Consider the following 21,180-nt stretch of genomic DNA (forward strand, 5'->3'; position numbering starts at 1 on the left):
AACCTTAGCTGGAATCATTATGGGAGTTAACCTTCCTCAACAAATCTGAAGAAAAAACAATAATATCTGATCACACAATAGAGCAGTAATCAACTAATTCATCTTCAATCTCTCTTTTTCTAAATGGATCAACTCCTCGAACAAATTAAAAGTTGCAGGGTCTGTGAGAATTACCTTGCCTTGGGGGCAAATCCTGTTGTTACTGCCAGTGCGAAGAGCAGAATTGTTATTATTGGACAAGCACCGGGAAAAATTGTTCACAATACCAGGATTCCCTGGAATGATAAAAGCGGAGATAATCTACGACAATGGCTGGGGATTGATAAATCAGTCTTTTATGACACCGACCTGTTCGCTTTAATGCCGATGGGATTTTGTTATCCGGGAAAAGACAAAACCGGGGATTTACCTCCCAGACCGGAATGTGCTCCTTTGTGGCATGGCAAATTACTGGCATTTATGTCGGACGTAAAACTCATTTTACTAATCGGGCAATATGCCCAGAACTATTATTTAAGAGATAGAACAAAACGTACTCTCACTGAAACTGTTCAGCATTTTCAGCATTATTTACCTGAATATTTTCCCCTTCCTCATCCTTCGCCCAGAAATAATATCTGGCAGGCTAAAAATGAATGGTTTGGGAAAGAGGTTTTGCCTGAATTAAAAATAAAAATAAACCATATTCTGGAAAACTGATTTGTGTTTTTATCTTATAATTTCCTGATAAACAGGGTGTTTTAGCAATGTTTCAGATACAAACTTTTCTCCGTTCTCATTCCAGTGTCCATCGCATGATTGATATAAAGATTCAGGTTCCTGGTTTTTGGCCAGAATCGGGAGAAGATCAATATAGCTAACACCTTTATTTTTAAGAAATGAGGCCATCTTTGGAGCAAGTTCGTTTTTCTGATTTTTTTGATAGATTTTGATTTCTTTCAGAATGGGAATTGTCAAAACAAGTACTTTTTTCTCTTTTGACTCTTCAAGGAGCTTTTCTAAAGAATAGCTGAATTCAGGCCATTTTTCTTTTGGATATTCTTCAAAAATACTTGTTTGGTTATACTTATCCCGAGCCTGCTTACTCACCATTTCTCCGATAAATCCAAAAACATAAGAACTGCTCCGGAGCTCAATCAGTAGCTTTTGACCAAAAGATAAGTTCCGGTAAACAGAATCCTTGGTAGCATAGATCAGAGAAGGTTTGTCATAAATAGCCAGAGATCCATAAGATTGATTGATAGAAGCCAAAGAATATTTCAAGTTGTATTTATTCCCGGATTTCTTCCAGTAAGGCCTGTAAATGGGATAATTGATTAATCCGATTGTACCTTCCTCTGAAAAATCTTCAAAGTCATTTGCAGGAAGTATGCCAATTATGACAACATCATGACTTAATTTTTTAGCTAATGACTTATAAATCAAATAATAATTGATCGGACTTGCTCCGACAATGGCAAAGTTCAGATGTTCATTTCCGGTATTTTTTTCAAGAAGATCAGAAAGACGATCCCGGGTATTTACCATAATCCCTTCAATAAATGAGTCACCAAGCATAATAATTCTCTTTTTTGAGGTATTGTTGTATTGACTTCTTTCTTTATCTCTGGCACCAAAGCTATTTGTTTGATATTTCAATACACTGTTGTCTTCACAGCGCAATTTCTGAATGGAATCGTTAGGAAGTCTCCATCTTCCGAAAACTTCACTAAAATCTCCCCAAAATGGTTTTCGATCGGTTTTTTCGACATTGGCATTTACGGAAAGAAGCACATTGCTCGGGTAATTAATTTTTAAACAACCGGATTTTGCCAAACCCCAGATTGAAAGCTCTATTAAAAACCAGAAAAAAGCAAATATGAGGATCGAAAATGAGATATTTTTCAGAAATGGATACTTCGAGCGGGAGGCAAGTTTAAGGACTGTTAAGGTAAAAATAAATAATGCTATTCTTAGCAAAAGTGCATTCAACGCTATTCCGTGGAAGACTGTGGTAACAAATAACGCAGAGATGATAAAAAGTGTAGTAATCATAATAAGTAAATAGCTTTTGGACTATATTAATTTTAAAGAAGATGCCCTTAAAATTAATATAGTCTGAAATAAATTATGGGTCAGGGATATTTGAGGCTTTTGAATAAGAAGTTTATGAACTTATGTGTATTTTCTGAGGAGGGAAAGTATTTAAATAGGGCAGGATTGATACAATCAGGATAAAATTTCTCATGTCAGGGTTATATTGATTTCTATTGCTTTCAACATAAAGACGAAGTCTGTCTGCTGAAAGGTTGCATGAGATAATTAGATGAATCAGTTTTGTCTGAATACCAGCCTGAATCAAAAAGACTGAAAAATTGAGGTTTTAAAATTAACTGTCTCAGATTGAATAGTTTGGACTGAAAAAAGCTATGAAATCAGAATAATCTCATAGCCAGATCAGAGGATTTCTAATGGGTAAATTTCTTATTACTTCGTCTTCTTCAGGAAAATGCGGTAGCTTTTTCCAGGTTTCCAGCCATTTCTTTTCTCCGAAATTCTGATATCCGAATAGTAAAAAGGGCTGTGCTACCGGCCATTCTTTCCAATACATGACATCCTGTGGATAAGTCCAGAGGTTTTTTTGTGCGACATAGGGAAACATAAATTCGATGGCTTTTTTCATCGTTCTGCCATCTTCCAGCTTGAAATCCCAAAGATTTTCCTGTTTATCTGATAAAATATGACAGATACTTGCCATGGCATCAAGATTGAAAAGTGAATAGCCATAAGGTTTTGTACGTCTCAATTCCAGTGGAAAACTGCCGTTTGGGGCAAGCTGGTTAGGCAGCAAAACTGTTTTGAAGCGGTTTTTGCATGAATCAATAAGGGGCTGATTTCCGGTTAATTTAGCAAAAACAGCTACCTGCATAACCCAGCAGGTTCCATGGTTATTCTTTGCTTCTTTTTCTTCCAAACCATAAGGATGTGTATTAAGCCAGCTCAGATATCGCTCAAACCAGTTTTTGATCTGAGTCAATTCATGTTTATCCATTACTCCGGATTTTTCTATTACCCTGATACCCTGAGCAACTTCCATCAGTTGAATGGTATCAATAATCCCGATTCCTCTGCCAGTTGCTTTGCCCTTTATAGCCTGTGCATATAGCAGCGATGGATTCATCGCCGTGTTTTTGTCAATAAACCAGGCACGGAGGTGTATAATTGCCTGGTTTACATATTTTTCATCTTTAGTTAACAGGTAAGCGGAGCTTAGTGTACCAATGATCTGACTAAAACGGATCATTGCCTTACGATGAGCAGTGAAATTATCAGGATTAGACTGGCCGTCTTTCTGAATATAAGGTCCGCCGGGGTTTTTAGCATCCGGCCACCAATAATCACCTTCTGAATAAAAATCATGTAATCCTCCGGCAGACCTTTCACAACTTGCTGCGGTGATGGTAACAGGTTGCTGCGTCATTGCCAGAGAAGCTTGTTCCAGAATATCTTTTCGCAGAAAACCTCCGACTTCTTTTGAAAGATCTGTTTGCCGGAAACTGCAAAAAGGAAACAATAAAATGCCTAAAAACAGTGTGACTCTGATCATGGCTTTGAGTTTATTTTTTCAGGTTTTTAGCTCTTTTTAAGGCCTCCAGATAATAATAATCGGCATATACAATTGGTACATTTACTTCCAGGTTACTTGGTAAATGTCCGGTGCTTGATGTCAGGAGAAATCCTTTATTAGTACCCGGTTTACAGGTATATTCAGAGGATAAGGATTTCATTATTTTATTGGCTGTCTCAAGGTAAAATGCTGATTTCGGCAAATTCATGGTACTTAATTCATAAAGTGCCGAAGCGGTAACTGCGGCAGCGGAGGCATCTCTCGGAGCATCAGGAATTTTAGGATCATTGTAATCCCAGTAAGGCACTAAATCCCTTGGCATAGAAGGGTGATTCAGAATATAAGCCGCTATTTTTTCGGCGTGATTCAGATAGGCTTTATTTTTAGTTTCCCGGAAACACATGGTAAAGCCATATAATCCCCAGGCCTGACCTCTTGCCCAGGAAGAAGCATCGCTATAACCCTGATGTGTATTTCTCTTTTCTACCTGTCCGGTTTCCGGATTGTACCCGATAACGTGATAAGAACTATTGTCAGGGCGATAATGATTCTGCATCGTTTTATCGGCATGACTGGTCGCAATTTTATAATAGGAGGAGTCTCCGGTTTGTTTGGTTGCCCAGAATAATAATTCAAGATTGAGCATATTGTCAATAATTACCGGAAATTGCCATTTATCCGCATTGTGATCCCATGACCTCAAACATCCTATTTTAGGATTGAACCTTGTGCTTAACGTTTTCGCAGCAGTCAATAAAATCTCTTTGTACTTAGGATCCCCTGTGATGCGGAGGCCGTTTCCATAGCTGCAAAAAAGCTTGAAACCCATATCATGAGTTGTGCCATTGTTTTTTTGCATTTCAAGAGGCTCCGTAAATTCTCTGGCTTTCTCAATCCAGTATTTATCCCCGCTCAGCTCATACATATACCAAAGATTTCCGGCAAAAAAGCCACTGGTCCAGTCTTTGGGAGAGACAAGGAAAATGGTATCTGCTCTCAATGACCTTGGACTGACCAGGGTTTTGTCGTTCGACCTGTTTTTCGCCAGCTTAATTTCTTCAAAGGCTGTCTTAAATTGTCTGCCTGCCTGACTAACGATTTTTTTCTGCTGTGCATGACTCATATTCAGGGCAAGACAGCAATAGAAGAAAGCAATAAATGAGGTAATTCTGGTCATTTTTATCAAATTGATTAGACGAGTTTGTATCTGTAAATAATGAATAATTTCGGGTAAATTCTTAGTATTTAAGCTGCGACAGATCTTCTGAAAATGCTTCAGGAGAAATCTTCCATCCGTAGGCAGCAAAATCTGATGACTGATACGCTTCAGAGGCCATTTTCAGTAAAACATCCATGTGATCCTGTGTCGGACTTTTTAACTGTTTGTAAGGCCAGACCTGCTTTCCTGAAAGAAAGGGAACAAACCAGTCTATGGCTTTTCTGATACTTTTGCCATCTTCTGTCTGATAATTCCAAAGATCTGTATTTAGTTTCTGAGACATAGCTGCCAGCTGAAAAAAGCCTTCCAGGTTCATGCTTGCATAATCATATGGAAGTGTTCGGGCCAGTTCAAATGGCTGGCTGCCATCAGTTTTAAGCTGACTTTGTAAACGTGATTTTGCCGAATCAATCTGATTTTTTGCCAGGGAAGTATTTCCCGTAAATAGGGCATAAGCCATCACCTGTACATTGTAAAAAGTGCCGTGATTATTATGCTCGTCAGCTTCATCTTTTCCGATTTCAGAATTTAATAACCAGTCGGTATAAGCGCTGAACCAATTTCTGAGTTTTTCCTGAGCAGTTTGACTCCAATGTTGAGAGGGAGAAATAAGTATGGCTGCATCACAGATTTTTACCAGATTTCTGGTTTCTATAATACCGATACCCCGTCCATTATTTATACCCGGGATACCCTGACCAAAATTCAGGTTCGGATTCATCCTGGTCTTTTCATCAAAAAACCATATGGTGAGTAATTTTGAAGCTTGCCTGGCATAAGACTCCTTTCCGGTAAAAAAATAGGATAAAGCCAGTATTTCGGTATCATGAATCAGCTTATCAAGCTGATCGTGATCTGTGATTCCTTTTATTTCCGGATTTCTTTCCCCATCTTTCCTGATATAAGGTTTTCCGTCAGGTTTATTCGGATCCGGCCACCAATAGGGAGCCTGCGACATATAGTCATGTTTGTCGCCACTCGGCGGGACAGGTATTTTGTTAATTACAGAATAAACTTCTCCTGCTTTAACAATGCGATCTGCCTCAAGAATCATTTTACGGTAGGCGGGAAGCAAGCTGGTATCTCCGACATAAATTCTTTGCTTTTTACTCCATAAATCCTGAGAATTTATCAATAAAGTTTCAGGAGCCTTTTGGCAGACTCCTGAAATCCCGTTACAAACAATTAATAAAAAAAACAGATATACTTTCATTAGAAACCCGGATTTTGTTTCAGATTTGGATTTAAGTCAAGCTCAGTCTGAGGGATTGGCAACAGCAATTGGTTATCCTGCACCGTAACCCCACGATTTGCCTGCATTACTTGTTTTAGTTTTCCCATGCGGAGCAGATCCCAGCGGCGATGCCCTTCCATACATAACTCCCAGGCTCTTTCGTTGAGTAAAGCATCCACAAAGTTATCTTTTGCAGGCGTATTGCTCAGGTTTAATCCAGCCAGACCGGCTCTTGTTCTTACTTTATTGATTCCGTCAAATTTCTTCGCATCTCCTGCATCTAATTGATTCATAGCCTCTGACTGCATTAACAAAACATCAGCATAACGAAGAATAAGCCAGTTTGTTCTTGAGTTATTAGACTGAGAAGTCCACTGAGAATCACGGTATTTAAAGAAGTAGGGCGATACTGTTGTTGTACCGGATTTATTGGTAACATTCCAGTTTTTCCGGGTGCTGTCGGCCTTGGTATATGAGTTGAACAGAGAAGTTGAAGCACCAAATGAAGCAGATCCGCCACTTTGAGTCGGGTACATCATTCTGATCACGATATTTCCGGTACTTGGCGGCATTTCAAATTGTACGGAGAAAATATGCTCAGCGCCATTCTTTTTATTACAATCAAAGATATCAGCATATACAGGCAATAATTTATACAAACCTGAATTAATCACCTTATTACATTGGTTGAGCGCATCTGCATAATCTCCAGGAGCAGCAGCTGATGTTGATGCACGTGTCAGATACACTTTGGCCAGTAAAGACGACGCCGCACCTGAAGAAACCCGGCCTTTGTTGACTGTCGCAATCTTATTTTCAGGCAAACAATTCGCCTCGGCATATTTCAAATCCTGAATAATCAGTTTGTAAATATCTGCCACAGGAGTTCTGGAAGGAGTAAGATTAGACTGTGCTCCGGTTGGTGCCAGAAAAACAGGCAAATCCCCGAAAGTTCTCATCAATTCAAAATAGGCTAAAGCACGCAAAAATTTAGCATTCCCGACAATGTCATTTCTTCGGGTTGTATCCATACTGATGTTAGGGACATTAACGATCACATCATTGGCCCGGTTAATCATCAGATAGTTTTGATTCCACCAGTTGCTGATCTCTCCGTTTGAGGCCGTAAAAGTATAATTGTTTAAAGTTCCGCGATCCACTGTGGCGTTTCCGAGAGCTAATAGATTATCGCCGGTAAGCTCGGTAATTAACCAGGCTGTTCTGCCGTAGAAAGATTGGGCCTGCATGGGAGTAAAAACACCATTCAGTGCTGCTAAAGCATCATTTTCGTTTTGATAAAAGTTTGAATTACTCAGAAAGCTGTAAGGTTCTTCTTTAAGAAAATCTTTGCAGGAAGAAAAAATAGCTAAGCAACTGGTTATGATTAATAATATCTTTTTCATTTTTGGAAGTTTTTTGAGAATTAGAATCCGATTTTAGCGCCAATGATGAAAGTGCGTGCCAGCGGATAAGAATTATAATCTGTATTCAGACTCATATTATTGGCATTTGAATTATTGCCATAAGAGTTTACTTCCGGGTTATAACCGGAATAATTGGTGAAAGTGAAAAGGTTCTGTGCTGTAACATAAATAGTTGCAGATCTGAAAACCGATGCATTCTTCAGGGCAAGATTATAAGATAAAGTAGCTGTTTTTACCCTCAAATAATCCCCGCTTTCAATTACTTCGCTGGTTATACCTGTTCCTCTTCTCAAAATGCTGCTTACGCTTGGAAGCCTGTTACTCGTTCCGGGTCCGGTCCAGCTTTCGGTGGCTACGTATTTAAGTTTGTTGGTGCCTGGAAAACCGTTTTCAAGTTCATAGAGATTTTCATTCAGTACATTATAACCGGAAACTCCCTGCATAAAGACTGTCAGATTAAATCTGCCATATCTGAATGAGTTGGTGATTCCATAGACAAATTTCGGGAGAGCATTACCGATAATGGTTCTGTCTGTACCGGAAATAATACCATCATTATTCTGGTCAACATATTTAGGATCACCCGGTTTAGGTTTGGTTTTAATACCGCTTGCCGTAATTTCTTCTGCCGTTTGCCAGATTCCGTTGAACTGATATCCATAGAAAGAACCGATCGGCTCACCTACTTTTAAAATAGAAGTAGGGGTTACAGAACCCGGGAAAATACTACCGCTTGAACTTCCTGCCAGAAGATTATCTGTCCCGTTAAGGTCTAATACTTTGTTACGGTTGAATGAAATGTTTCCGCTTACTTCCCAATCAAACTTTTTAGTCGTAACAGCAAGTCCGTTTATGCTGATTTCCAAACCTTTGTTTTCCAGACTTCCTGCATTGATTAATGCTGTTGAAAAACCTGACTCAGTCGGGATATATTTGTTGAATAACAGATTTTGAGTCTTTTTATAATAAATATCTGTCGTGACAGTCAGACGGTTATTAAAAAGCCCGATGTCCAGACCAATGTCTGATGAAGCAGTGGATTCCCAGCTTAAGTTAGGATTGGGAATATTATTAGGAGAAAGTCCGATAACCCTTACCCCGTTTAAAGTATAGCCATTGGAGGTATATTGAGGTAATGACTGGTATGAACCGATTTCCTGGTTTCCAGTAACACCGTAACCGATTCTGAGTTTAAGATCACTGAAAACTTTCAGTTTTTCTATGAAACTCTCATTGATTAAACGCCAGGCAAAGGCTCCTGAAGGAAAATATCCCCATTTATTACCATCTCCGAATCTTGATGAACCATCAGCCCTCATGGTAACGGTGAATAAATATTTGTTCATGAACTGATAATTTACTCTTCCGAAAAAGGAGGCCAGCGTGTTTTTCTGAGAACTGGTATTGTTTGGTAAAGTTGTTCCGGCAATACCCAGGTTATCGGTACCGAGTTGATTGGTAAAGAAATTGTTTGCCGCGGCAGTGAAATTGTTTTGCTTGAATACCTGAACAGAAGCGCCTGCTACAGCATTCAGGAAATTATTCTTATCGAATTGTCTGTCGTAGGTAAGCGTATTTTCATTCACCCAGCTGAAATTGGTATTTGAGGTTTTCTGGGAAGAACCTGATGATGTATTCTGGGTGGTGATATACAAATAAGATGGCGTAAAATAATCACGGGTTGAATAATTGATATCTGTTCCGATGCTCATTCTTAATTTCAAACCGTCAATGATCTCATATTCTCCGAATCCGGTTAAAAGTGTCCGTAAATTGGTTCTGTGATCTGTCACATTTTCGGCATAGGCTACAGGGTTTCCAGCTACATCTACAAAGTGATTGGGATCATCATTTTTGTAGGTATATGCGCCTGTGCTGTCTCTTACTGGCATCACCGGATTAAAACGTAAAGCATCATAAACTGTTCCTCCGGCTGAACCTCCGACGGTATTTACAAGGGCGTCATTCTGACTGGAATAGGCTAACTGAGAAGTATAGCCCATTTTTAACCTCGGACTAATTGTTTTGTCGAAATTAAAGCGGAGTGTTCCTCTTTCAAAACCTGAATTAATGACAATCCCTTCCTGGTTAAAATATCCGGCACTGAAATTATATTTGGTATCGTTTGTTCCGCCACTGATAGAAAACTGATAGTTTGATATCCGGGCGACTCTGAGTACCTGATCCTGCCAGTTTGTACCTTCTCCCATGGCGGCAATTTGAGCAGGAGTGTAGTTCAACGGTGTTTTTGTACCGTTCGCTCTGTTATTTTGTGCCGTCACAGAGTCTAAATGAGTCGCAAATTCCCGGGCATTCATCATGTCGTATTTTTTAGCAACCTGCTGAATACCAGTATATGCTTCGAAATTTATGATCTGTTTTCCGGCTTTTCCTTTTTTAGTGGTTATTAATACTACTCCGTTGGCACCGCGGCTTCCGTAAATAGCTGTTGATGAAGCGTCTTTTAATATTTCAATGGATTCAATATCACTTGGATTAATTGTATTTAAATCGCCTGCACCCGGAAAACCATCTACAACAAACAAAGGCTCATTGCCTGAATTAATAGAGTTTGTTCCTCTGATCCGGATACTTACATTCCCTCCCGGAGCGGCATTGGTTTGTATGACCTGTACACCACTTACACGTCCCTGAATCATCTGATCGGCCCGGCTGACTGGTACTTTGTCAATGTCTTTTACTGGAACCGAACTGACAGATCCGGTAAGGTCTTTTTTCTTCTGTGTTCCATAACCGACAACGACTACTTCTTCAAGACTTTGGGTATCTAATTGTAAGCTGATATTAAGCTGAGTTTTACCACCAATTGTGACTTCCTGCTTTTTGTATCCTACTGAAGTAAATACCAATACGGCATTGCCATCGGCTACTGAGATTTTGAATTGTCCTTTGGCATCTGTCGTTACCCCTTTCTGTGTTCCTTTTACCAGAATATTTACACCGGGCAAAGTTTCGCCTTTTTCATCAGTTACGATACCACTGACGGTTTGCTCTGCCACTTCTATGTTTGGGATGTTTTTCTCCTGCTCCTTTATGGTGTTTTGTGTCGGAAAAGCAGAAATTCTGTTAAGCAGAATTTTGTTACCTACCACTTCGTATTCCAGGTTCAGGGGTTTAAGAAAGGCTTTTAAAATGGTTGAAAGCCGCTCTTCTTTGAAGTTTAAATTTACTCTGCGACTAGCCGAAATCAGCTGAGGACTGTACATAAACCTTACATCAGCGACTTTTTCGATTTTATCCAAAGCTTCTTCAATCTCCTGATTACTAAACTGAATGGTGATTTTTCGGTCGAGTAAAGTCTGTGCTTTTCCATCAAACGCCCGGGCAAACGTTGTGAAAAGAATCAGCATGAATAATTGAAAGATCGTAACTCTCATGAGTTTAAAAATAATCTTGTTGAATTGTCGATTTTTTGACATAATTTTGAAATTGTTAGTTTTAACAGACTTACAAAGAAATCCCCATCAACCCTTACGGGATGAAAAAGCCTGAGAACTTTGGGGAGAAAATCGGTCGGTGATGTTAGCGCATTACCGACTTTTTTATGGGGTATGTTGGGTAGCAGATTTTTTTGTCCGATATTTAATCTGGGTTAGTGACAGCCTTTTCCGGTAATAATAATCTGTGCATCCACTACTTCATAATTAGCCTCAATTACTTTACAGATCAGCTTGATTTTTTCAAAAAGCGGTTCGTCGCCGAGTGAGGCCGTCAATTCGCAGGAAGCCATAATTTCTTCGTCGAATACAATCTTAATTCCATACGATTTTTCCAGAATGCTGAATACCTCAGCAACAGGTGTATGTTTGAATTCAAAGCTTTGCCGGTAAATAGCTGGTAATGAAAGTAAAACTGGGCTCTCAATCAGGGTTTTTACCAGACGGTTTTCTTTTCTTTCGAAAATAACTTCCTGATTCGGAGTAAGAACCATTCCGATTAATTCTTTACGATCCTGGTGTTTTTTAACCATAGGATCGTTTTTGGAAAACACAGAAACTTTTCCGGTTTTTACCAAAACTTCTACATTTTTTTCATTTTCATAGGCTTTTATTTTGAAACTTGTTCCTAAAACTTTGGTAACTAATTCATTGGCAAATACAAAAAATGGCTGATTCGGATTTTTGGCTACTTCAAAAAAGGCTTCTCCAGAAAGAACAACCTCCCTTTTCTCCGGGCCGAACGTAACGGGATAACTTATACGACTTCCGGGCTGTAAAATTACAGAACTTCCATCGCTAAGTGTGACGACCTTTGTTTGCGCAGAATTATTGAAAACTTCAGTCATCTGAGAGGCATTGATTTGAGCTATGCTCGTATTGTAGAGGCTTTCCCGGTTATTTTGCCAGCGGTAGATAAACCAGATTAAAGACGGAATCAATAATAATACTGCCGCCACTTTCATGAATTTAGCCGACCAGATGCTGAATGCCGGTTTATAATAAATTGGCTGATGATGCTCTGCAGTTTCTATCAGTCTTGATATTTCTTCATCTATTTCATTGTCACTGATTTCCTCCTGCGCATTTTTCAATGATAATACCATTTGTTTTGCTTCCAGAATGTCAGATAATTTCTCCGGGTGATTCTGTATCCAGTTTTCCCAAAAGACGATATCTTCTCTGCGATTTTTGAAAACCCATGAGCGGAATGAATTATCCAAAGCAAAAGACCCGGCCTTATATTTTATGTAATTTATCATTGAATTAATTGTATGATTTTACTCTCTATAAGGATTAGCTCACAGAGATAGTTCGATACTCACTAAATCGTAATTTTTTTTTATTTTTTACTGAAATATAGAAAAGGTACTAACGAATCAGCAGAATAAGGAGCAGACGGGCAACTGTAAACCAGTTGACTTTCAAATGGGTAATAGCGCGGTAAAGCAGATTGGCTACAGACTGGCGGTTCATTTCCATAATGTCTGCAATTTCTTCATTACTGAAGCTATTGTAGAATTTAAGAAAAATAATCTCCTGCTGACGCTTGGGCAATTGTGACAGGAGCTTCCTGATATGGTGTTCATTCTCCTGAAATATTTCTCCTTCTATAATGCTTGATTCAATAGAAATACCATCAGAAAATGATAATTCTGTGTCGAAATCCTCATTGTCATTTCTTGATTTTTCTTTACGGATTTTTTTGAGGAGATTATTTCTGATAGATTTTAAAAGATAAATGGTAACGACAGGAGTGGAGGAAAGGTTTTCCCGACGTTCCCATAATTCAAGAAAAAGATCCTGAATACAATCTTTTATCAGTTCCCGGTCTTTGGTGAATTTAGTAGAATAATTGAACAATATCCTATAGTGTTTCCGGGCAATCTGTCCGAATGCCTGGCTGTCACCTTCTTTGAATCTTTGCCAGAGAAGATGTTCCGGAATTTCACTATTTAAGGTTTTTGCCTGCAAAATGGTTAGCTGAGAACTTATTGATTTAAGGATAACTCAGTTATTTGTACAATAAAATCTCTTTTTAACAACAAAGCAGAAATTTGCTTCTTTTTACTCAAAATAGTTGGATGGACTTTATTGTACTGAAAATAAATGTTTTTGCAGCGGATGTCGGATATATGATCGATGACCAAATCTGTTTCACTTTTTGTGAAATTTTATAAGTTGTTTCACTTTTTGTGAAATTTTTTATGTTATTTCACTATTTTTGAAATGATATGGAGCAAAAAGAAAAATTAATATTAATGGCAGATGTAATTGGGAGCCGGAAGGTTGATCAACGACAACTTATGTCAGATTTTCAGGAAGTTGTAAGTGCTGTCAACAAGGAAGAAAAAATGAATTTTCTTTCTCCTATGACAATAACTCTGGGAGATGAGTTTCAAAGTGTACTGAAAGATTTAGGTTCAGCATTATCTGTAATTCTGAAAATAGAGGAAAGGTTAGTTAAAGAAAAAAAGAGTTTTAAGTTGAGATATGTGTTGATTGAAGGGGATATAGATACGAAGTTAAATAGAAAAATAGCTCATGGGATGCTTGGAACTGGGTTGACATTAGCCAGAGAATCTTTAGCAGCTATGAAAACCCATAAGAATAGATTCTATTTTAATATTAAGGATAAAGAGAAAAATCAGGTACTAAATCAACTGTTTTTCATACTAAAAGAGTTGGTAGATTATTGGAATGTGGAGAAGGATTACTATATTGTTTCAAAGTTTCTGGAACATAAGGATTATAAACAAGTTGCATTTGAGTTAGACAAAGAAAGGTCTCTTATCTGGAAAAGAAAGAAGAGTTTGAAGATTGACGAGTATTTTGCATTAAAAGAAGTGATTTTATACCTAGGAAAATAAATTTATGCTGAAATTGGTCATGTTTATCGGTTTGTTTGTTATAAGTGAAATGCTTATAGCTTTTTTATTTGCAATAACAGCTCAGCTATTTTATAAAAGAATAGGATTTGATTTCCGATCAATTATTAAAGGCGTTATTGAAAGATTATTCCTTCTTATTGCTTTAGTAAATGGATATGCGCATGCCCTTACTTTTTTTAGTGCATTAAAACTGGCAACAAGATTAAAGCATGAGGAAAAAGCAGAGAATGTAGATAAATACAATGATTATTACCTTATTGGTAACCTTGTATCCGTAATTTTTGCTATTATTTACGTATATATTTGGCAAAACTCTGATAATATGGTCTATTTAATAAGCAAGTAAATTAATAGAAAAACTAAAAATATATCATGAGAGTCGGAATCTTTGTTCATTGCCGACTCTCATCTGATTTTTTTGCTTAAACCTACTTAGCTTTCGCTTTCACTTCTTCCAGCATTTTTGCGATTTTCTGACGGTCATAGACATTACCTTTACTTATAACTGTGAAGATTTTCTGAGTAGCACTGATATTCAGTACCGGATTTTCATCTAAGATAAGGATATCTGCCTTTTTACCGGCTTCCAGACTTCCATATTCCTTTTTTCCCAGAAATTTGGGAGAGTTAATTACCGAGGCCTGTAGTACTTGCAGAGGAGTAAGTCCGGCTTTTACCATCAGCTCCATTTCTTTATGCAGGGCAATGCCCGGATAGGCATATGAATTTAAATACCCGGCATCTGTTCCGGCCATAATCATGACCCCTGCTTTGTTCAAAAGTGGCAAAAGTGAAGAGGATTTCTCAAAAACCGCCTTTCTGAAGGCAATGGCTTCCGCATCATCTTTTGAAGCCCGTTCTACTCTTCCGACATAGGTTTTCTGTAAACCCTTTCCGATATATTGTAAATAGTCATCCTTTTTATGGTCATCCTGATCGAGATAAGCCAGAATATAAGGCAGAGAAAGCGTAGGTGTAACTGCCACTCCATGTTTTGCCATATTGCGGTAAGTGGCCAGGGCCGTTGTTGAATCAAAAGTTTCCATGATTTTCATGGTAAGAGCTTTTCCTTTTAATGTTCCGGCAGCCGCCTGTTCCGAAATCTCTTTTTCATTTTTCGACCCGGCTTTCAGAATATAAGACATGTGTTCGACAGAACTCAGTCCTGCTTCAGCAACCTGTGCCATTGTCAGCGCGTTAGGAACGTGTCCTGAAATTCTGAAACCTCTTTTTCTTGCCTGACGTATGCTCTCCAGATAGATTTCCGGTTTGATGGTATTATCGGTAATTTTCACAAAATCTACCTTAATTTTCTGCAAAGAATCGAGTGCTTTGGTAACTTCTTCCGGCGTGCCGATTTCAAGATCTCCCAGCCAGACAGACTTATATCCTTCGAGTTTCGGGCCGGAAGTAAAAATGGTAGGCCCTGCTAATGTCCCCTGATTGATTTCGTTTCGCCATTTCAGAACTGAAGGGCTGATATCGGCTGAAGCATCTCTCACAGTTGTAATACCATGAGCCAGGAAAAGCGGCAAAAGATTTTTGTTTTCCTCAATGAGCGAATCTCCGCCTCCAAAGTGCATATGGTTATCCCAAAGACCGGGAATTACAAATTTATGTGCGGCATCAATGGTCTTTTTTGCCTGAAATAAAGCTGCATTTTTAGTATGACTAACACTTAAAATACGCCCGTTCTGAATAGCAAGTAATTGACCGGGAATGACTTTTCCCGTTTTTATGTTGATAATATCAGCGTTTTTTATGAGTAAATCAACCCTTTGTTTTTGAGCGGATAAAACGACGACCTGCATAGACAGCAGGACAGTTATGAGGATTTTTTTCATAATATTGTTATTTAGGATCGCAAATATACATTTTCCACCTGTTAAAATAATACCGTCCTGGTATGACATCTTTTAAAACCTTCAAAAAGAGAATTGAAAGGTAAAAAGTACAATCAACTATTTCTAAAACATCAAATCAGGTTATTCTGTCTGTCAGTTTTCTGACCCGAATGGCATTTTTCAAATAATGACATATTGCAGGGATTTTGGGCCAATCGGTAATTATTACCATACAAAGACTGTAAATTACCATTCCACGGCACTTATGCTACCTAAATTTGTATTGTCATGAAACGAGATATACCAATAGTGGATATTTGCTCTCTTTCTGAATTTAAAGAAGAGGATATTTTAGTAAGCCGTTTTGCTGAATATCTGAAAGAGCACCATAATTTACACCTGGCACACAGGCACAGTTTTTATCACCTGATTCTGTTTACCAAAGGCGGAGGCTCTCATACGATAGACTTTAACAGTTTCGAAGTAAAACCGTTTCAGATTTATTTTATGGTACCGGGGCAGGTGCATTCCTGGGAATTTGAAGGAGAAGTGGATGGTTATGTAGTGAATTTTTCTCCGGCATTTTTTCAGTCATTTTTGTTGAAGCAGGATTACCTTGAATCTTTTTCCTTTTTTAATGGTATCACGGATGACAGTGTAATAAATCTTCCTAAAGACTTGCATGAGGGAATACAGAAGCTTTTTGAAGAAATTATTGCACAGGCTGCTCCTCAGAATGCTTCGCATTGGGATATTATCAGGATTCTGCTTTTGCAGATTTTCATGAAAATTGACCAGAGTGTTTTCAGAAATAAGCAAACGAGTGCACCGAATTATAATTATACTTTGCTGAGAAATTTTCAGAAGCTGATCGAAAAACATTATACACATCTGAAATTGCCGATGGAATATGCAGAGTTATTGTACATTACACCAAACCATCTGAATGCTTTGTGCAAAGATCAGATGGGAATGCAGGCAGGAGAACTTATCAGGAACCGGATTTTACTGGAAGCGAAACGATTACTGGTCAATCAGGATTTGAGTATTTCCGAAATTGCCTATACGCTGAATTTTAAAGACAATTCATATTTTACCAAGTTTTTTAAAAGACAGGCAGGAATTACCCCGGAAGAATTTAGAAGAAAAGCTGGCTGAGCACCAATTTTAGCCTTTTATTAAATATTGAATATTTTGATTTTAACATAAATAGCTTTAGTTATGAGCGAATATAAAAATCTGAAATTTGACGTAGAACGTTCTGAATTTCGGGCAATGATGGGAGAAAAATGTCCGCAATGCCGTCAGGGAAATATGTTTAAATATCCATTATGGAGAGTTGATAAATTCGACAAAATGAATGAAAACTGCCCGGTTTGTAACCTCCGTTTTGAAGTGGAACCCGGATTCTGGTATGGTGCCATGTTTGTAAGTTACGGCTTTTCTATTTTGTTGCTGATTTTGCTGGGTGTCGTGATTTATTGGTTTTTCAACGACCCTCCTGTAATGGGTTATGTAGTACCGATTACCATTATTTCTCTGTTAGCAGTTCCGGTTAATTTCAGAATTTCACGAAGCGTATTTCTCCACCTTTTCGGGTTTGTAAAATACAAAGCCGATTTACGATAAAACACACCGATAGTAAAAGCCGGGCTTTCCCCTCAACGGGAAGTCCGGCTTTCTTTTGTTATATGGTTTTGTGGGTTTTCAAGAAAAGCAATATTAACTATTAGCCCTCAACGCAGGAGAGTATAGGATGGTTCAGGTAGATTAGTTTGCAATATTTGAATATAAAATAGATTTATTCCCAGTGCTATGGCAGTCGGAAAATCTGTTTTTTGAAAATTATTTATCCATACTGAAAAAACTATGACTCTTAACATTACCAAAAGGATTTTTGGCCTTTCGTGCTTATTGATTCTGCTTAGTTTCTACGGAAAAGCACAGGTTTCTCTTCAAAATTTATTACTCGAAAATCAGACTAATCCGATTGGTCTTGATACCAGAGACCCACGTTTTAGCTGGAGTCTTCAGACAGACAAGCGGAATGTAAAACAAACGGCTTATGAGATTCTGGTGAGTACTGCTGCAAATGGCAAGACTCCCGTCTGGCAGACAGGAAAAGTTAATTCTGATCAGTCGGTGCATATTCTTTATGCCGGAAAAAGTCTGGAATCCGGTAAACGGTATTTCTGGAAAGTCAGGGTCTGGGACAATCAGGGAAATGTGTCTGCCTGGAGCGAACCGGCTTTCTGGCAAATGGCTTTATTGAATAAATCAGACTGGAAAGCTCAGTGGATTGAAGCCGGATTTAAGGAAGATACCATAAAACGCCCTGCACACTTACTGAGAAAGGCTTTCTCTGCTGCCAAAAAAATAACTTCCGCTACGGCTTATATTACGGCTCATGGTATGTATGAGGCCCATATCAACGGCCAAAGGGTAGGAGATGCGTATCTTACTCCGGGTTGGACGAGTTATAACAAAAGACTTCAGTATCAGGTATATGATGTCACTAACCTTCTGAAAACCGGGAAAAATGCGATCGGAGTTACTTTGGGTAATGGCTGGTATCGCAGTACAATCGGTTTTGTCGGAAGATCTAACTATTATGGTAAAAAACTGGGTTTGTTGCTCCAGCTGGACATTACTTACAGTGACGGTTCTAAAGAAAGTATAGTGTCTGACGGAACCTGGAAAGCTTCAACCGGCCCGATTCTCAGCTCTGAAATTTATTTCGGGGAGGTTTATGATGCCAGGGCATTTAAATCGGATTGGGCAACGGGCAGCTTCAATGACCAGCAGTGGTCGGGAGTTGAGGTAAAAGATTATGCTAAAGATGTGTTAATTGCTACTTATAATGAACCGGTTCGCAAGCATGAAGTATTCAAGCCGGTAAAGATTTTTTCTACACCAAAAGGTGAAAAAGTAATAGATTTTGGTCAGAATCTGGTGGGATGGGTTGTCCTAAAAGCCAATGGAAAAGCCGGAGATAAAATCGTTTTGTCACATGCGGAGGTGTTGGATAAATTCGGAAATTTTTATACTGATAACCTACGCACCGCTGATTCGAGAAATACTTATATCCTGAGCGGAGGAAAACAGGAAACCTTTGAACCGCATTTTACCTGGCAGGGTTTCAGATACCTGAAAGTAGAAGGAATAGACGGAGACCTTAACCCTGATAATTTTACTGCGGTAACCTTGTATTCGGATATGAAACCGACAGGCACGTTTACTTCTTCCAATGCTTTAATTAATCAGTTACAGAAAAATATCCAATGGGGACAAAAGGGCAATTTTCTTGATGTGCCAACAGATTGTCCGCAAAGAGATGAGCGTTTGGGCTGGACTGGAGACGCACAGGCTTTTTCACGTACAGCTGCATTCAATTTCGGAGCGAATAGTTTTTTTGCCAAATGGTTGAAGGATGTAGCTGCAGATCAATTGCCGAATGGTGCCGTTCCGGCGGTAATTCCTAATATTTTAGGGCCATTTGCCGGAGGTTCCGGCTGGTCGGATGTGGCAACTATTGCTCCCTGGAATATGTACCTGGCTTATGGTGATAAAAGAATTCTGGAAGATCAGTATCCAAGCATGAAAGCCTGGGTGAACTATATTAAGGAGCAAAGTAAAAATGACCTTTGGAACTCAGGGCATCATTTTGGCGACTGGTTGTTCTACAGACCCGGAGATGATAATGACGGAAGATCTGCTGTTACCGATAAGTTTTTAATTGCACAGTGTTTTTATGCCTTTTCCACAGAATTGCTCATAAAAACTGCAAAAGTGCTTAATAAACCGGAGGATGTTGCCCAATATTCTGATTTATTGAAAAAAATAAAGGAAGCTTTTCTGAAAGAATATTTAACCCCGAACGGCCGTCTGGTTTCGAGTTCTCAGACTGCATATGTACTGGCTTTGAATTTTGATATGCTTCCCGAAGGAATGAGAGAACAGGCTGTTCAGCGTCTGGTGGAAAATGTGAAAAGTTATGGAAATCACCTGACTACCGGATTTTTGGGGACACCTTATTTATGTCATGTTCTTACCCGTTTTGGCCGTACAGACATTGCCTATAAATTACTTTTGCAGGAAACCTATCCATCCTGGTTATATCCTGTTAAAATGGGAGCAACAACAATTTGGGAGCGTTGGGATGGTATTAAACCTGACAGCACGTTCCAGAATGTCGGTATGAATTCATTTAACCATTATGCTTATGGTGCAATCGGTGACTGGATGTACAGAGTAATGGCAGGTATTGATACGAAAGAGTCGGGAGTAGGTTATAAGGAAATTGTAATTAAACCACATTTGGGTGGTAATTTCAGTAATGCAGCAGCGGATTTGCAGACTTACTATGGCACAGTTGTTTCTCATTGGAAAGTAGAAAACAAGCAACTGCAATTTGAAACTACGATTCCGCCAAATACTTCAGCGACAATTTATATTCCGGCATCGGGCGTTGAGGATGTGAAGGAAAATGGTAAAAGTCTTGCTGAAGTTGCTGACATAAAGGTGGTTGGAAAAGAAGGAGATTATGTGGTAGTAAATGTCGGATCGGGGAAATACCAGTTCAGTTCAAATGTCAATCAGCTTTTCAAAGAAGTTAAATTAGGAGACTATGCCGGTAAATATGTTACAGCAAGTGCTCAAACCAGAGAAATAGAAGTAAGTGTCCGTAACAACGAGTTGGTTATTAAAGGAGGAATGGTTTCAGGGACGGCAAGTCCGATTGAAGGGAAACCAGATGTTTTTGAAAACGGAGATGCGAAAATTAAATTTATCAGGGATGGACAGGGGAAAGTTTCTAAGATAAATATTGAAGTAATGAGCTTTTTAATTGAAGGAACAAAAGAGTAAGAAGTTTCCTGAATGCTTTCAGCCTTTTCCATTGCCGGAATTTTTTGGATAAAACCATAGATTCCGGTAATGAAAAAGGCTTTTTTGCTTTAGTTTTTCTTCATTCTTTTCATCACTCGTTCACCGATTTCCCTTCCCCAGACAGACCCGGCGGCAATAGACTCGGTCATAAGGGCCGGCGTTTCCCGGATTACTTTTTTCCCGATCGGTGATTCATAGAATTTGTTCAGTTGTTTGATTTCGTTCAATGAGTAGTGCCTGCCGTAAATCGGGGCATACATATTCAATAAATCTTCGTCTTTTATTTCTTTTATAAATTCATCAAAAAAGCCCTCAGGTAAGTTTGGATTGGGTGTTTTCTTCATTTGCTGAATCATTTGATTCATACCGGTTCTTGCCATATCAACTACACCGGTTAATATCATCAGTTTCTTAATTTCCTGATTTTTTTGGGTAGTCGTATCTGCCTGAGAATAACTGAAAAAAGGGGATAAAATAAGGAGTGTTAAAAGGAATTTCTTCATGAATAGTTTCTGTATCTGGTTTACAATTTTGAACGTATAAATGTAATGAAAATTGTAAATAGGTTAGATATGAGATTTAAGACGAAAGATGGATGAGCAAAGAATCTTTGATT

At 38.6% G+C, this 21,180-nt stretch carries 16 protein-coding genes; 6 read left to right on the plus strand and 10 right to left on the minus strand.

Features of this window, described 5'->3' with window-relative positions; translation table 11 throughout:
• Positions 1-123: 123 nt before the first annotated feature.
• On the plus strand, positions 124-699 hold the full coding sequence (locus BM179_RS04780; RefSeq protein WP_092013006.1) for a uracil-DNA glycosylase family protein: 576 nt from the start codon (positions 124-126) through the stop codon (positions 697-699).
• A 9-nt stretch (positions 700-708) separates the two neighbouring features.
• Here BM179_RS04780 and BM179_RS04785 read toward each other — a convergent pair whose 3' ends face one another.
• The 8 genes from BM179_RS04785 to BM179_RS04825 all read right to left on the minus strand — a co-directional run bounded on the left by BM179_RS04785 (position 709) and on the right by BM179_RS04825 (position 12,916).
• The gene (locus BM179_RS04785; protein WP_092013010.1) at positions 709-2,034 is read right to left on the minus strand and encodes an SGNH/GDSL hydrolase family protein; all 1,326 of its coding nucleotides are present in this window, start codon (positions 2,032-2,034) and stop codon (positions 709-711) included.
• Positions 2,035-2,425: 391 nt separating this feature from the next.
• Positions 2,426-3,586, minus strand: coding sequence for an alginate lyase family protein (locus BM179_RS04795; protein WP_092013017.1), 1,161 nt, complete (start codon positions 3,584-3,586; stop codon positions 2,426-2,428).
• A 10-nt stretch (positions 3,587-3,596) separates the two neighbouring features.
• Entirely contained in the window at positions 3,597-4,784 is a 1,188-nt protein-coding gene (locus BM179_RS04800; protein WP_092013020.1) for a glycoside hydrolase family 88 protein, read from the minus strand.
• Positions 4,785-4,845: 61 nt separating this feature from the next.
• The gene (locus tag BM179_RS04805) at positions 4,846-6,039 is read right to left on the minus strand and encodes an alginate lyase family protein (protein WP_092013023.1); all 1,194 of its coding nucleotides are present in this window, start codon (positions 6,037-6,039) and stop codon (positions 4,846-4,848) included.
• On the minus strand, positions 6,039-7,463 hold the full coding sequence (locus BM179_RS04810) for a RagB/SusD family nutrient uptake outer membrane protein (protein WP_092013026.1): 1,425 nt from the start codon (positions 7,461-7,463) through the stop codon (positions 6,039-6,041). Before BM179_RS04810 ends, BM179_RS04805 begins: the two co-directional genes overlap by 1 nt.
• A gap of 20 nt (positions 7,464-7,483) precedes the next feature.
• Positions 7,484-10,924 carry a TonB-dependent receptor gene (locus BM179_RS04815; RefSeq protein WP_092013029.1) on the minus strand — a complete coding sequence of 1,147 codons (3,441 nt, stop codon included), beginning with the start codon at positions 10,922-10,924 and terminating at the stop codon, positions 7,484-7,486.
• A 173-nt stretch (positions 10,925-11,097) separates the two neighbouring features.
• Positions 11,098-12,204, minus strand: coding sequence for a FecR family protein (locus BM179_RS04820; RefSeq protein WP_092013033.1), 1,107 nt, complete (start codon positions 12,202-12,204; stop codon positions 11,098-11,100).
• A gap of 109 nt (positions 12,205-12,313) precedes the next feature.
• Entirely contained in the window at positions 12,314-12,916 is a 603-nt protein-coding gene (locus BM179_RS04825) for an RNA polymerase sigma factor (protein ID WP_092013036.1), read from the minus strand.
• A 260-nt stretch (positions 12,917-13,176) separates the two neighbouring features.
• Here BM179_RS04825 and BM179_RS04830 point away from each other — a divergent pair, with 260 nt between their 5' ends.
• Both BM179_RS04830 and BM179_RS04835 read left to right on the plus strand, forming a co-directional pair.
• Complete coding sequence (locus BM179_RS04830) at positions 13,177-13,812, plus strand: SatD family protein (RefSeq protein WP_092013039.1); 636 nt, start codon at positions 13,177-13,179, stop codon at positions 13,810-13,812.
• 4 nt (positions 13,813-13,816) lie between these two features.
• Complete coding sequence (locus tag BM179_RS04835; protein ID WP_092013043.1) at positions 13,817-14,179, plus strand: hypothetical protein; 363 nt, start codon at positions 13,817-13,819, stop codon at positions 14,177-14,179.
• 82 nt (positions 14,180-14,261) lie between these two features.
• Here the strand turns inward: BM179_RS04835 and BM179_RS04840 are convergent, their stop codons facing one another.
• Positions 14,262-15,677, minus strand: coding sequence for an amidohydrolase family protein (locus BM179_RS04840; RefSeq protein WP_092013667.1), 1,416 nt, complete (start codon positions 15,675-15,677; stop codon positions 14,262-14,264).
• A 288-nt stretch (positions 15,678-15,965) separates the two neighbouring features.
• On the opposite strand from BM179_RS04840, the gene BM179_RS04845 reads away from it, so the two are divergent.
• From BM179_RS04845 to BM179_RS04855, 3 genes are all read left to right on the plus strand, one after another.
• Positions 15,966-16,835 (plus strand): AraC family transcriptional regulator, encoded by an 870-nt coding sequence (locus BM179_RS04845; RefSeq protein WP_092013046.1) that lies wholly within the window; start codon positions 15,966-15,968, stop codon positions 16,833-16,835.
• Between the two features lie 63 nt (positions 16,836-16,898).
• On the plus strand, positions 16,899-17,306 hold the full coding sequence (locus tag BM179_RS04850) for a DUF983 domain-containing protein (RefSeq protein WP_092013049.1): 408 nt from the start codon (positions 16,899-16,901) through the stop codon (positions 17,304-17,306).
• Positions 17,307-17,546: 240 nt separating this feature from the next.
• Complete coding sequence (locus tag BM179_RS04855; protein WP_092013052.1) at positions 17,547-20,543, plus strand: family 78 glycoside hydrolase catalytic domain; 2,997 nt, start codon at positions 17,547-17,549, stop codon at positions 20,541-20,543.
• A gap of 89 nt (positions 20,544-20,632) precedes the next feature.
• Here the strand turns inward: BM179_RS04855 and BM179_RS04860 are convergent, their stop codons facing one another.
• Complete coding sequence (locus BM179_RS04860) at positions 20,633-21,067, minus strand: DUF2059 domain-containing protein (protein ID WP_092013054.1); 435 nt, start codon at positions 21,065-21,067, stop codon at positions 20,633-20,635.
• Between the last annotated feature and the right edge of the window lie 113 nt (positions 21,068-21,180).

It is taken from the genome of Pseudarcicella hirudinis (assembly GCF_900115665.1).
Taxonomy (GTDB): domain Bacteria; phylum Bacteroidota; class Bacteroidia; order Cytophagales; family Spirosomataceae; genus Pseudarcicella; species Pseudarcicella hirudinis.

Bases quoted from the DNA above. Each gene is read 5' to 3' on its own strand.
- BM179_RS04860 (WP_092013054.1), bottom strand. From the start codon at position 21,067: ATGAAGAAATTCCTTTTAACACTCCTTATTTTATCCCCTTTTTTCAGT.
- BM179_RS04855 (WP_092013052.1), top strand. From the start codon at position 17,547: ATGACTCTTAACATTACCAAAAGGATTTTTGGCCTTTCGTGCTTATTG.
- BM179_RS04785 (WP_092013010.1), bottom strand. From the start codon at position 2,034: ATGATTACTACACTTTTTATCATCTCTGCGTTATTTGTTACCACAGTC.
- BM179_RS04805 (WP_092013023.1), bottom strand. From the start codon at position 6,039: ATGAAAGTATATCTGTTTTTTTTATTAATTGTTTGTAACGGGATTTCA.
- BM179_RS04830 (WP_092013039.1), top strand. From the start codon at position 13,177: ATGGAGCAAAAAGAAAAATTAATATTAATGGCAGATGTAATTGGGAGC.
- BM179_RS04840 (WP_092013667.1), bottom strand. From the start codon at position 15,677: ATGAAAAAAATCCTCATAACTGTCCTGCTGTCTATGCAGGTCGTCGTT.
- BM179_RS04795 (WP_092013017.1), bottom strand. From the start codon at position 3,586: ATGATCAGAGTCACACTGTTTTTAGGCATTTTATTGTTTCCTTTTTGC.
- BM179_RS04835 (WP_092013043.1), top strand. From the start codon at position 13,817: ATGCTGAAATTGGTCATGTTTATCGGTTTGTTTGTTATAAGTGAAATG.
- BM179_RS04780 (WP_092013006.1), top strand. From the start codon at position 124: ATGGATCAACTCCTCGAACAAATTAAAAGTTGCAGGGTCTGTGAGAAT.
- BM179_RS04845 (WP_092013046.1), top strand. From the start codon at position 15,966: ATGAAACGAGATATACCAATAGTGGATATTTGCTCTCTTTCTGAATTT.
- BM179_RS04820 (WP_092013033.1), bottom strand. From the start codon at position 12,204: ATGATAAATTACATAAAATATAAGGCCGGGTCTTTTGCTTTGGATAAT.
- BM179_RS04800 (WP_092013020.1), bottom strand. From the start codon at position 4,784: ATGACCAGAATTACCTCATTTATTGCTTTCTTCTATTGCTGTCTTGCC.
- BM179_RS04850 (WP_092013049.1), top strand. From the start codon at position 16,899: ATGAGCGAATATAAAAATCTGAAATTTGACGTAGAACGTTCTGAATTT.
- BM179_RS04815 (WP_092013029.1), bottom strand. From the start codon at position 10,924: ATGTCAAAAAATCGACAATTCAACAAGATTATTTTTAAACTCATGAGA.
- BM179_RS04810 (WP_092013026.1), bottom strand. From the start codon at position 7,463: ATGAAAAAGATATTATTAATCATAACCAGTTGCTTAGCTATTTTTTCT.